We start from the raw sequence: 12,664 nt of genomic DNA, 5'->3' as shown, positions 1-12,664 counted from the left end.
ATCCTTTAATTAGTTATAAATAAACATCAACATTTCCTCTACCAGTAGTCTTAAGCCAATTCTCTATATCTAGATATCCTCCTGGATATAAACGAACAGCTTTACTCCAAACCTCAGCTGCCTGATCGAACCAGATATCACCCTCATCTTGATTGCCATTTCTTTGAGCCATTCTGCCTCTTTTTTCATAAATTAATCCCATATTTTTTAAGCAAGATGGCTGTTTGGGATTTTGTCCCAAAGCTTTTTTATATGTATTTAGTGCTCTCTCTTCATCTCCATTACTCATATAAATTATAGCCATGTTTTTCAATGTCTCTCCTCTATCAACTTGATTATCCTCAAGTTTTAAGCTCTCTTCGTAATACTCAAGAGCCTCTGAGTAATCTCCATCATTTTGAGCTGCTAAACCTTTTCTGTAATAAAGATAGGCTTCTTTTTCTTTAGAGGCGATTGGCATCACTTTTACTATTCCCTCAGCCATCTTCGTGAAGGCCTTATCAAGAAAATTGTCTTTGTTTTGGCTTCTAGGCACGATTGAACCAATATCAATAGATATAATTATATCCTGCCTGGAAATAGAAAAAATGTATATAAATGATGAAACTAATTTTTATGTATTAATAAATTATTAAATGAATGCAAGATGCTTTTAATTTATTAACTTTAGGATAAGTATCCACAATTTATATTCCCTTGAGCAACAAAAAGATTGCCCATAGCAAAAATTCAATTCTGCTTGATGTAGATGGAATGAAATGCGGCAGTTGTGTGCAAGCCGTTGAAAAATTACTTAAAGGCCACCCAAATATAAAAAATGCAAGCGTTAATTTAGTTACAAAAACGGCTTTTGTAGAAATTAAAGAACCTAATATTTCCCTGTCCGATGTGATACAAACTCTTACATCAAAGGGTTTTCCATCAAGGGAAAGAGCTTATCAAACGATTTCAAACTATGCCGAACTAGAAACAAACGAAAATCGGAACTTGTGGGATAAATGGCGTCAACTAATAATTGCCACTTCATTACTGATCCTATCTGGGTTGGGACATTTAATAGAGGGTCAACAAATATCCTTTCCACTTATTGGTTCCTTACCTTTTCATGCTGCACTCGCAACATTTGCTTTATTAGGCCCTGGTAAATCGATCATAAAAGCAGGTCTTAAATCAGCAATCATGCTCACACCGACTATGGATACCTTAGTCAGCCTTGGTGTGTTGAGTGCTTATATAGCTAGCATAATTGCTTTAGTTTGGCCAACAGTTGGCTGGCCATGTTTTTTCAATGAACCAGTAATGCTACTTGGGTTTGTTTTATTAGGCCGTTTTTTAGAGGAACGAGCACGAACCAACACAGGCACAGCATTAAAAGAATTAGCAAAATTACAACCCGAAACGGCCAATCTGATTTTAGAAAATAATGAAATTCGTGAAATCAGAATAGGTGCCTTAAGACCAGGAGAGAAAATTCAATTATTAGCAGGGGATAGGATCCCAGTTGATGGTTTGGTTATTAAAGGAAATTCGGCTGTAGATGTTTCAAGTTTAACTGGTGAGTCTTTGCCTCTTGAAGCTGCACCAGGAGTCGAACTTCCCTCTGGGAGCCTGAATTTAGAATCAACAATTACTTTAGAAGTTCAAAAAATAGGTTCTGAGACTGCAATAGCTAAAATAATAAGTTTGGTTGAAGAGGCACAAGCTAGAAAAGCGCCAATTCAAGGATTAGCAGACAAGGTGGCAGGCATATTTTGCTATGGAGTAACAACTCTTGCTTTAATAACTTTTCTTTTTTGGTGGAAGATAGGTACGAGGATATGGCCCGAAGTTTTAGAAGTCTCTAATACAGGTTTCATGCAAAGTCATCATTTACATGATCATTTAATTAATACACCTCAAACACCCATTGGACTCTCATTTCAATTATCAATAGCTGTTTTAGTTGTGGCCTGTCCATGTGCTCTAGGACTAGCTACACCTACGGTAATAACAGTTGCCTCCGGGGAAGCTGCTAAACGAGGATGGTTATTCAAGGGTGGGGATGTTATAGAAATGGCATCAAAAGTAAGTCAAATTATTTTTGATAAAACAGGGACACTTACGATTGGACGACCTTTAGTTGTTGGCTGCTGGGAAAACAAGGAGTCAGAAAAAAATTTCATGCTCAAATTGGCGGCAAGCATTGAACAAGATAGTCGGCATCCGCTAGCACAAGCAATTATTCAAGAAGCACAAAAAAAAGAAATTAAGCTAGAAAAAGTGACAACAACAACTACCTATGTAGGGAAGGGATTATCTGGCAAAATTAATAATTTAGAAGGACTTATAAGAGTCGGAACTCCCGAATGGATAAAGAATGAAGGAATTGAATGGAATGAAATGATTGAAAATCATTTCATTCTTTCACAAACGAAAGCCCAATCAATAGTTGCTGTAGCTTTGGAGGACAAATTATTAGGTTTTTTCTTGATTGATGACCAAGTAAGAAAAGATGCTTTCCTATCAATTAATAAATTACGCTCAAGAGGTTTTTCATTAAGTTTGTTCAGTGGTGATAGAAATTCCGCAGTTTTATCTTTAGGGGAAAAATTAGGGTTCAGTGCAAAACAAATTGAATGGCAAATGTTACCTTCAGACAAACTAAATAAGTTGAACTTATTAAAAAATAATGGTTTGGTTGCGATGATAGGTGATGGCATTAATGATGCACCAGCTCTTGCTGCCGCAGACTTGGGCGTAGCGATAGGAACAGGCACTCAAATAGCTCAAGATTCTGCTGATCTAGTCCTACTTGGAGAAAACTTGGAAGCACTTCCAAATGCCTTACAGTTATCAAAACAAGCAATGCAAAAAATAAAACAAAACCTTGCATGGGCCTTTGGATACAACTTAATTGCTTTACCAATCGCTGCAGGATTACTTTTACCATCTTCTGGCTTATTACTATCTCCTCCCTTGGCGGCTTTACTTATGGCTTTGAGCTCTATAAGTGTTGTATTTAATGCTTTATCTTTGAAGTCAAAATGAAGGGAAAATTTATTGTTTTTGAGGGTATTGATGGCTCTGGAAAAACCACTCAAATCAATCAATTATCGCAATGGATTGTTAATACAGGCATCATTCCTGAAAACAATCAATTAGTTATCACTAGAGAACCTGGAGGGACTAATTTAGGAAAATCTATAAGATCGCTGCTACTAAATACTTCTAAAGGAAAAAGCCCAGATTCTATTACTGAGCTTTTGCTTTATGCCGCAGATAGATCACAACATGTAAATGAAATTATACGCCCAGCTTTAAATAAAGGGAATTGGGTAATAAGCGATAGATTTTGTGGTTCCACAATTGCTTATCAAGGTTATGGAAGAAAATTAGATATAAAGTTAATTAAAGATCTAGAAATGATTGCTACACAAGGTATTTCTCCAGATATTACATTTCTGCTAGACATACCAGTTGAAGAAAGTATAGAAAGAAGAATAAATATAAAAGATGATCGAATAGAAAAAGAAGGTAGAGAATTTTTATTAAATGTTTCTCTAGGCTTTCAAGCTTTGTCAGAAGACAGAAAATGGAAAAAAATATCTGCTAGTAACTCTAAAGAAAATATCATGTCCGAAATTAAATCTGAGGTAAAGAAGTTAATACAATACGAGTAAAATGAATGATTTCAAAAATATATATGGGCAGGATTTAGCAATTGAAATTTTAAAGTCTGCTATTCAAAAAGAACATGTTTCTCCTGCTTATTTGTTCTCTGGACCAGAGGGAGTTGGAAGAAAAAAAACTGCTAAAATTTTTATTAGAGCTCTTCTTGAAAAGAATCAAGACAAAGAAAGTACAAAAAGGAAAATAGAAAGTAATAATCATCCTGACTTATTATGGATAGAACCATCTTATTTAGTCCAAGGTAAAAGTATTTCTCAGACACAAGCAAGGTCAGAAAGTTTAAGAATGAAATCACCTCCGCAAATCAGGCTAAATCAAGTTAAAGAAATAATAGAATTTCTTGGGAAAAAGCCATTTGAATCAGAAAGAAGCATAGTGATAATTGAAGATATTGAAAAAATAAATGAATCTGCATCCAATGCGTTATTAAAAACTCTTGAAGAGACAAATACAGGGTTATTTATTCTTATCACTCAAAGATCAGAAAAATTACTATCCACAATTAGATCAAGGTGTCAGATAGTCCCATTTATAAGATTGAATCATAATCAAGTCAGTAAAATTATTGAACAATTAGAAGTAGGTAGAGAAATAGACGATATTCCCACTGACAAAATTAGAGAATTGATCGATTTTTCATATGGATCACCCGGACGATATCTAATTAACCTTCAATCTTGGTTATCCATCTCCAGTCCGTTGAGAAACAAGCTAGAAGCCAAATTAAATACTCAAATTGAGTCATTACAATTAGCAAAGGAAATCACCGATGAACTAGATATAGAGCAACAACTATGGATCATTGATTTCCAACAATATAAGGCTTGGATAGAAGAAAGAAATTCAAATGTGGTTAAACAATTCGAAGAGCTTAGAAAGCAATTACTTAAATATGTACAACCGCGACTTGCTTGGGAGGTAACTTTATTAGAAATACAATTGATCGGCTAAGCAATAACCCTTTCATCTGAATTATTTTTAGAAGAGTTAGATTCTCTCGATTGAGTTATTAATGCTTGAATTTCACTTATTTTTTCTCCAATTGGTAATTCCAAGCAATATCCTGCACCATATACAGTTTTAATGAATCTTGGTTTTCTTGGATCAGGTTCAAGCTTGGTTCTCAAATGCCTTACATGTACTCGTATGGTTTCAATATCGTCATCAGGTTCATAACCCCAAACTTCTTTGAGTATTAGTGAAGGTGCAACTGTCTGGCCATGCCTTTGCATCAAACAATGGAGCAGTTCAAATTCTAAATGAGTCAAACGAACGGGAGATTCAAACCAAATAGCCTCAAATCTTTCAGGAACAAGTGTAAGGGGACCGTAATTGAGTATTTCTTGCTGATTATTACTACCTAATGGAGCACGATTTGTTCTTCTTAGTAAGGCCTTTATCCTGACTTGTAATTCCTCGAGATCAAATGGTTTAGTTATGTAATCATCTGCGCCAGAATTAAAACCCGTTACTTTGTCCTTGATACCTCCCAAGGCAGTGATCATAAGAATAGGTATACCTGATGTTCTCTCATCTCTTCTTAAACGTTGACAAAGAGTTAGACCATCAACTTTTGGAAGCATTAAATCAAGAAGAATTAGATCAGGCGCGTACTGGAGAGCGAGTGCTTGACCCTTGATACCATCCTCAGCTTTTTGGACATCAAAACCTGTGTGCTCAAGGTGCCCAGCAACCAGATCTCTCATGTCTTGGTCGTCTTCAATGAGTAAAATGCAAGGCTTCATTAATAATTGCCCAAGTTAGAAAGTACCCGCTGTAGCGATTACTAAAGATTCATATGATTCTCTCAAAATTTTGTTTTTATTGCAGAATTCAAAAAATACGGTTTCCTATAGCTTAATCGACAAGATCAAAGTCTATCACTGATTTTTTAAGCCTTAAAAGAGGAAAAGAAGCTGGCCTGTCTTTAGAAAGTCTTCCGATTCCAAGGCTCAACTGTTAAGGAATTCTCAAAACTTTCATGAAAAACGTTAATAAAAAATCGTGAGATTGGTTTTATTTCTAAAATCAAAAAATATTTTTTGAAGTTAAAAGTAAAAAAAACTATTCTCAGCAATCAACCAATACACATCTAGTCTTCTCAAAATCCCTTTTAGGGAGATGAGTCAATTGCTCTTCACTCCTTTTTACTCTTTCTAAGAACTCCCCGGGCGGGATTCGAACCTGCGACCAATCGGTTAACAGCCGATCGCTCTACCGCTGAGCTACCGAGGATTACAACATTAAGAACTTACCCTTGCTAGCTACCTAAGGGCAAGTGATTTTAATTCTTGGAACACTTTTGACCCAGAATTCCAATTACTAAGACATCCATTTTTAACAATTGCCGCCTTATCACAAAAATTTAATTCCTCCAATCGATGTGTGACCCATATTGCAGTTATTGGATCGGATGAGGAACTTGTCAATTTCTTAATAACATTCAAAACTGAAGTTTGACTTTTAGGATCCAATAGTGCTGTCGGCTCATCAAGTAAAAGTAAATTAGAATTGCTGACAATTGCTCCAGCAAGAGCTAAACGCTGCTTCTGGCCACCACTCAAAGTGTGAATAGGTCTGTCTAACATTTCTCCTAACTCCACTTTATCAAGAGCGGATTGAATCAAATCCAATAAATTTCTATCCTTAACGGTTTTTGGAACGCTAAGCATCAACTCACTTTTACAGGTTGGCATAAGCAATTGATGGTCTGGATTTTGATAAACCATGGATGGTCTAAGAGAACAAAAAATGTTTCCGCTTTTAGGACGAATTGCACCACTGATTAGGCGAAACAAAGTGCTTTTTCCACTTCCATTTTCACCTACCAGCATCCACAAACCAGGTTTTACAATTGAAAAAGAGCATTGATCAATAACCTTGACTCCATTGGGCCAAGAAAAAGAAACATTATCAAATTGCAAATAGCCACACCCAGTTTGTTCCAAAATTAAATCACTCCAATGTTTTTTTAATTCTGAAAAGAGAATCCTGGAGGTTTACTAGTGCTACTACTTGTCTTTTCATAAATTTGTACAGCTGTAATTTCACTAACAAGAACAGTAATTTTCTTATCTTCAACTTTTTCACAAGTCAACTCTAAAAGCCTTTCATTACCTTTTCGAATAGAATCTATTACTTCAGAGTAAAGCCTTTGAGCATCTCCATGCTCTTTTCTCTGTACTACCAAAGGCATAGGACTTAATTTAATAGTAAGCTCGATACAATACACTTGTTTAGAAATCCTTATTACTAGATAATTCTTACAAATAAAAACGGAAGAAGTGAAAAATATGTTAATAATAATATTTTATTTAATTATTACATGTATAAAGATCCCAATTATTAGTTTTCTTAATTGCATTGCAATTAGTTAGATTTCTTTCGTCAAAAGTTTTGATTTGTTTTCGTGCATACCAATTTAAACTTGGTCGCTCAAAACTATTTTTAATATAAATTTTTTGATTAGGGAAGTCAGATATGAATTCAGCTACCGGCCTTACATCCCAATTCTCATTTATTTCCCATAACCAAAATTTAGAACTTACAAAAAATAATAAACCAATAATGCTTCCAAAAATAATTCCCACAAAACCAAATTTTCTAATATTCTTTCGTGCATTAGATAATAATAATCCCCCAACAAACCAAGCCAAACTAATGGAGAATATTGCATTCAAATAACCTTCTTCAAAGTTGAGAATGTTTAATTTAACTAATAAGCAAAATGCAACTAAGCACATTCCAATAAAAGACAATACATAAGGAATATTTCTTAATAATTTTCTAGCTAAAATATAATGATTCTCTTTTCTTTGAATTAACCAAGATACTGGGGGGCCGCATGCTAAAGCGAAAGGCAACCAAAATGGATGGATATACCAAGGAAGTTGCATTTTTAAAGGTAAAATACTTCCTGCAATAATTATCTGTGTACTAAAGGTCCAAACGCCCCAACGAGTATTAAGGCTACAGCATGCCCACAAAAAACCAATTGGCCATACAAGAATCCAAGGCCAGCCACCTTCAAATACTTCAATTATTGGTACCAGAACACCTAGCTCACTTCCTGATCCCTTTTCAAATAAAACTCTTCCTGCTCCATCACCCCACCATAGCCAGAAAGCTCCTGAACCATATGAAATAATGTTCCATACATGCCAAGCAAAACCTGGAATTACTCCATAAAAGAACCAAGACAATGCAAGATTATTAAAATATTTTTTTGATTTATATTCCCAGATTAAAGGTAATAAAGATGCAAATAGTGCAGGAATAATTACAGGAGCTTTAAGTAAAAGCATAAAGCTACAAGCAAATCCAGCTCCTAAGAAATTAAATTTAGTAGACCTATTATTCTTTATTGATGATAAGCAAAACCATAAAAGTGCAATAGCACTAAGCTGAGTTCCATCCAACATTGCCATTCTTCCATATCTAATAATTGGCAATAAAGTCAATAGAATTGCTGATGTAGTAATACACGCCAAGCGATCTTTAGGACGTAAATTCCACTGAATCAGTCCACCCAATGGAACAACAAAAGTAGAAAAAAATGCTGGGAAAAATCTGATACAAAACTCTGAGGGTAATAAATCAAATCTATTTTGGAAATTTTGACTTATTCCAATACCAAAAGATATTATCCAATGCAATCCAGGGGGTTTGTTCAAATAAGGTTTGTCCCAGATCGAGGGAAGCAATCGATCTAGTCCACTTTTTTGGTTTAATTCCAATGCAACTCGTGCGACAGTTGCTTCATCAAAATCTCTTAAAGGCAGATTGCCCAAAGAGACAAATACAATTCCACAAGCTATGGTCCAAAAAAGAAAAATCCAAACAATTGGTGGCCTATAGTTGTGGGAAATGCTCTGAGTCAATATCAAAAAATTATTCCATCTATTTATATCTCTAAAAGGCCAATAAAGCTTTTGAATACCAAATTTTCAAGCATTATTAAAAAAGAATTGAATTATTAAATAACTTTTGCCTAGAAACTGATTTAAGTTTTTAAAATAACATCATGCCAATTGCTAATGACATAACTGCTTTAGTTGGCCAAACTCCTTTGGTCAAACTAAATCGATTACCTAATAAATTTAATTGTAGAGCGGAAATTATAGCCAAATTAGAAAGTTTCAATCCGACAGCATCCGTAAAAGACCGTATAGCTGGTGCAATGGTTAAATCAGCAGAAAAAGAGGGCACCATCAAACCAGGACATACTGTTCTTATTGAACCAACTAGCGGCAACACAGGAATTGCATTGGCCATGGTTGCAGCAGCAAAAGGTTATCGGCTCATACTTACAATGCCTGACACAATGAGTACTGAGCGACGCTCAATGTTAAGAGCATTTGGAGCAGAGCTTCAACTAACTCCTGGGAAAGAGGGAATCCAAGGCGCTATTCAGCTAGCAAAGGAATTGGTAGCCTCCATACCTAATTCATATTTACTTCAGCAATTCGATAATTTATCCAATCCTGCAATTCATGAAAAAACAACCGCTGAAGAAATTTGGGAAGATTGCGAAGGCAGAATTGATGCATTAATTGCTGGAGTAGGAACAGGAGGAACCATCACAGGTTGCTCAAGATTTTTAAAACAAAAAAATCCAAAAATCAAGGTTTTTGCCGTAGAACCTTCATCAAGCCCTGTTCTGTCAGGAGGGAATCCTGGATCTCATGCGATACAAGGCATTGGAGCTGGTTTCATTCCTGATGTATTAGACATGGATCAAATTGATGAAGTTATAAGAATCGATGATAATGAAGCAATGGACATAGGAAGAAGGCTTGCCAAAGAAGAGGGTTTGCTAAGTGGTGTTAGCAGTGGCGCTGCAGTAGCAGCTGCTTTAAAAATAGGTAATCAAACTGAGTTTGCGAATAAGCGATTGGTAGTTATCCTGCCTAGTTTTGGTGAAAGATATCTCTCAACAACTATGTTTACTTCCATCCCCGCAAACCCAGTCAAAGGGAATGAATACCTCTAAATAAAAAAATAAACATTCAACAATGAGAAAAGATCCATATCAAATATTGAAAGTTCATCCCAATGCAAAACTAGAAGAGATTAAAAAAGCATATAGAAATCTTGTAAAGATACATCACCCAGACAAAGGAGGAGATTCAACAGTCATGCTCGAAGTCAACTCAGCATGGGAAATATTAAAGAAAAAACATAAAGATTTTAATTTAAATACAGTTAATAATTCACCAGCTTATAACCAGAATGAATACAAAAGAGAAGCTAATAATTACTCTCAATCTGAAGAGATAAAGAAATGGTTCCAGAATATATACTTACCCATAGATAAATTATTAGGACAAATAATTAATCCTTTAGGTTCAAAAATAAGAGATTTATCAGCTGATCCTTATGATCAAATATTAATGGATTCTTTTTGCCTATATCTTGAGAAAAGTAAAAACAAAATAACTAAGATTAATAAAATATATACATCTTTTGCAAGTCCCACAATTATAAGGGATTTCAGCTTAGATCTTTATCATTGTTTATCACATGTTGAGGATGGTATTAATGAATTAGAACGCTATACAATGGGCTATGTAGACAATTACCTCCATGATGGAAAGGCAATGATTGCTATTGCTAAGAAAAAAAGAAAATTTTTACAAAGTAATAAAAAAGAATGGCTTATTCTATAGTTTCATATTTTTTTTCATTTATTAATATGAGACTATATGATCAGATTTTACCCAAATATCAGGGACTGGTCTTCTCCACCTAACTTGACAATAGTCTCCTTTAATCAATAAAATTTCTCCAGGCCCTTGAAAAATATATTCAGGTAAATTATTATCGCTAGCTTTAGATTCTAAGCTATTAGAATATTTTTCACGATCGACTTTTATAAGATCTCCTTTTCTTAATTTCTTTTGTATCTTTGGAGGTGATTGTGAATCATCTGCTTTTCCGGTTTGTTCAGACATTTTTAATAATTAATAAAAAAGAGTAATGACTTAATTCAAATATTCAAATGAAGAATAGCAGTTAAAACAAAATGGTAAAAATCATGCTATTAATCAATCGCAAATTCCATAAAGCGAATATTCTTGATCGATCAATATCATAAGTTAATCAAAATCCCTCTAAGCTGATCAAATCTAATTAGAGAAATCTTGAAATTACTACTTACTGGATGCACTGGTTTTATTGGGCGGGAATTAATTCCTTTGCTAATCAAAGAAGGGCACAACCTCACAGTCATATCTAGACAATCCAAAGAAAAATTAAAAGCGATAGCTGATGAGCAAAGCATCAATGTCATAAAAATGAATCCAGCTGAGTCTTCTTCTTGGGATAACGAAGAAATTCAAAACTCTCTTAAAAGCTGCGAAGGAGTTATAAATCTCGCTGGCGAACCAATTGCTGAAAAAAGATGGACAACTGATCACTGTAAAGAAATTACAAATAGTCGCATAAAGACAACAAAGAATCTGATTAAAAACCTCAGGAATCTAAGAAAACCGCCAAAAGTTCTTATTAATGCATCGGCAATTGGTTTTTATGGATCACATGCCCAAACTGAATTCACTGAAGAAAATATTCAGGGTGAAGATTTTCTAGCAAATCTCTGTAAAGAATGGGAATCTATTGCGAGAGAAAAACCAAGAGCAACTCGACTTTTAATTGTCAGAATTGGAATTGTATTGGCTAAAGATGGCGGAGCACTTGGGAAAATGCTTCCCATTTTTAGAGCTGGTCTTGGAGGTCCCATAGGGGATGGAAAACAATGGATGAGCTGGATACATAGAACAGACCTTTGTAATCTCATTAACGAAAGTCTAAAAAATTCTGCTTGGTCAGGTGTCGTCAATGGGGTCGCACCAAATCCTGTAAGAATGAGTGAGTTCTCTAATTCACTTGGTAAATCACTTGGCAGACCAAGTCTTATCGCAGTTCCTGGGCCAATCTTGAAGTTACTTTTAGGAGATGGAGCTCGTGTGGTTTTAGAAGGACAAAATGTACAACCTCAAAGATTGAATAAACTCAAATTTAAATTCAGTTTTCCCTCAATTAAAGTCGCTTTTAAAGATATTTTAACTTAAAAATTTTTTATGGAATCTAATCAAACATCAAAGATCTAACCAATTCTTTATTTTAAGTAATGTTTTCCAATTAGGTTTCCGTGAAAGGCCATCTTCAAATGATTCTTTTAATTCTTTTTCTAATTCAGGAAGAACGAACATAGCCCTTTTCACATAATCAATATGATCTCTAACTCCTTTAGAATTAGTCTCTAACAATGCAAGACTTAAATTAATTCTTGACTGTGGATCTTGACCGTTAAGTTTCACGGCATACCTTGCAGATCGCAACGCTTCCTGAGGCAAATCACATAACAACTGCAGCCAAGACAAGCATGTCCATGCAGCAGCATTATTTGGAGTAGTAGAAGTTATTTTCTGAAAATCTTCAATCAATTCATCAGCCGGTGAACCAGCTTTATAGCGATTTAGGGCCTCTTCAAAAAGACTTTCCTCTGATTGATCCATTGTTAATTTTTAAATTCTTTTAGTTAAAGTTAAACAGCAAAGGAACTTCCACAGCCACAAGTTTGTGATGCATTGGGATTAGTAAAGTTAAAGCCTCCACCAATTAAATCTGTACTGAAATCTAACTGCATGCCATATATATACAAAAGACTCTTAGGATCACAAATCACTTTAAAAGAGCTGCTTCCTACTGAATATTCATAAACTTCATCATCTTTTTGAATATCATCAACAGACACAAAGTCCATCGTGTAACTCATACCACTGCATCCTCCTGAACGCACTCCAACTCTCAATAATTTCCCTGAACCTTGTTCTTTGCAAAGTCTAGACAACTGATCCAATGCGGGAGTGGTAATAAGTACTCCCTTGCCATCTTGAGCTTTATGAGTTTCGGGCGGTGCGTTTGATTCACTCATTGTTTTTTCCGTACTTTAATAACACTCTATTAATTATATTCGATTTTAAAAGTGCCA

14 protein-coding genes and 1 tRNA gene are annotated in these 12,664 nt (G+C 34.9%); 6 read left to right on the top strand and 9 right to left on the bottom strand.

Features of this window, described 5'->3' with window-relative positions:
• Window positions 1-13: 13 nt before the first annotated feature.
• Window positions 14-535, bottom strand: coding sequence for a photosystem I assembly protein Ycf3 (locus tag O5640_RS08770; protein ID WP_158465957.1), 522 nt, complete (start codon window positions 533-535; stop codon window positions 14-16).
• A gap of 161 nt (window positions 536-696) precedes the next feature.
• On the opposite strand from O5640_RS08770, the gene O5640_RS08765 reads away from it, so the two are divergent.
• The 3 genes from O5640_RS08765 to O5640_RS08755 are packed head-to-tail and all read left to right on the top strand — an operon-like array spanning window position 697 to window position 4,620.
• Complete coding sequence (locus O5640_RS08765; protein WP_269612074.1) at window positions 697-3,027, top strand: heavy metal translocating P-type ATPase; 2,331 nt, start codon at window positions 697-699, stop codon at window positions 3,025-3,027.
• The gene (gene tmk / locus O5640_RS08760) at window positions 3,024-3,659 is read left to right on the top strand and encodes a dTMP kinase (protein WP_269612073.1); all 636 of its coding nucleotides are present in this window, start codon (window positions 3,024-3,026) and stop codon (window positions 3,657-3,659) included. Before O5640_RS08765 ends, tmk begins: the two co-directional genes overlap by 4 nt.
• Window position 3,660: 1 nt before the next feature.
• A complete protein-coding gene (locus O5640_RS08755; protein WP_269612072.1) occupies window positions 3,661-4,620 on the top strand; it encodes a DNA polymerase III subunit delta' in 960 nt (319 codons plus the stop codon).
• Here O5640_RS08755 and O5640_RS08750 read toward each other — a convergent pair.
• The 5 genes from O5640_RS08750 to O5640_RS08730 form a co-directional block, all read right to left on the bottom strand.
• On the bottom strand, window positions 4,617-5,414 hold the full coding sequence (locus O5640_RS08750) for a response regulator transcription factor (protein WP_269612071.1): 798 nt from the start codon (window positions 5,412-5,414) through the stop codon (window positions 4,617-4,619). The genes O5640_RS08755 and O5640_RS08750 overlap by 4 nt on opposite strands.
• A 418-nt stretch (window positions 5,415-5,832) precedes the next feature.
• Window positions 5,833-5,904, bottom strand: a tRNA-Asn gene (locus O5640_RS08745).
• Between the two features lie 29 nt (window positions 5,905-5,933).
• Entirely contained in the window at window positions 5,934-6,620 is a 687-nt protein-coding gene (locus O5640_RS08740; protein ID WP_420063705.1) for an ABC transporter ATP-binding protein, read from the bottom strand.
• Between the two features lie 20 nt (window positions 6,621-6,640).
• Complete coding sequence (locus O5640_RS08735) at window positions 6,641-6,901, bottom strand: hypothetical protein (RefSeq protein WP_269612068.1); 261 nt, start codon at window positions 6,899-6,901, stop codon at window positions 6,641-6,643.
• Between the two features lie 82 nt (window positions 6,902-6,983).
• Window positions 6,984-8,459 (bottom strand): ArnT family glycosyltransferase, encoded by a 1,476-nt coding sequence (locus O5640_RS08730; protein ID WP_269612067.1) that lies wholly within the window; start codon window positions 8,457-8,459, stop codon window positions 6,984-6,986.
• 233 nt (window positions 8,460-8,692) lie between these two features.
• Between O5640_RS08730 and cysK the strand changes: the two genes are divergently transcribed.
• Window positions 8,693-9,661: a cysteine synthase A gene (cysK, locus tag O5640_RS08725; protein WP_269612065.1), complete on the top strand. Its 969-nt coding sequence runs from the start codon at window positions 8,693-8,695 to the stop codon at window positions 9,659-9,661.
• A gap of 22 nt (window positions 9,662-9,683) precedes the next feature.
• On the top strand, window positions 9,684-10,337 hold the full coding sequence (locus O5640_RS08720; RefSeq protein WP_269612064.1) for a J domain-containing protein: 654 nt from the start codon (window positions 9,684-9,686) through the stop codon (window positions 10,335-10,337).
• A gap of 21 nt (window positions 10,338-10,358) precedes the next feature.
• Here O5640_RS08720 and O5640_RS08715 read toward each other — a convergent pair whose 3' ends face one another.
• Window positions 10,359-10,622 carry an NAD(P)H-quinone oxidoreductase subunit O gene (locus tag O5640_RS08715; RefSeq protein ID WP_269612063.1) on the bottom strand — a complete coding sequence of 88 codons (264 nt, stop codon included), beginning with the start codon at window positions 10,620-10,622 and terminating at the stop codon, window positions 10,359-10,361.
• Window positions 10,623-10,811: 189 nt separating this feature from the next.
• On the opposite strand from O5640_RS08715, the gene O5640_RS08710 reads away from it, so the two are divergent.
• Window positions 10,812-11,741 (top strand): TIGR01777 family oxidoreductase, encoded by a 930-nt coding sequence (locus tag O5640_RS08710; RefSeq protein WP_269612062.1) that lies wholly within the window; start codon window positions 10,812-10,814, stop codon window positions 11,739-11,741.
• A gap of 27 nt (window positions 11,742-11,768) precedes the next feature.
• Here O5640_RS08710 and O5640_RS08705 read toward each other — a convergent pair whose 3' ends face one another.
• Window positions 11,769-12,188 (bottom strand): tetratricopeptide repeat protein, encoded by a 420-nt coding sequence (locus O5640_RS08705; protein ID WP_269612061.1) that lies wholly within the window; start codon window positions 12,186-12,188, stop codon window positions 11,769-11,771.
• A gap of 29 nt (window positions 12,189-12,217) precedes the next feature.
• Window positions 12,218-12,607 carry a HesB/IscA family protein gene (locus O5640_RS08700; RefSeq protein WP_269612060.1) on the bottom strand — a complete coding sequence of 130 codons (390 nt, stop codon included), beginning with the start codon at window positions 12,605-12,607 and terminating at the stop codon, window positions 12,218-12,220.
• Window positions 12,608-12,664 lie beyond the last annotated feature (57 nt).

Origin of the sequence: Prochlorococcus marinus str. MIT 0912, from assembly GCF_027359595.1 — a bacterium.
In the GTDB taxonomy this organism is placed as follows: Bacteria; Cyanobacteriota; Cyanobacteriia; order PCC-6307; family Cyanobiaceae; genus Prochlorococcus_B; species Prochlorococcus_B marinus_C.
Note: the sequence above shows the minus strand (reverse complement) of the source record. Positions and strands in the feature narration are given on the sequence as shown.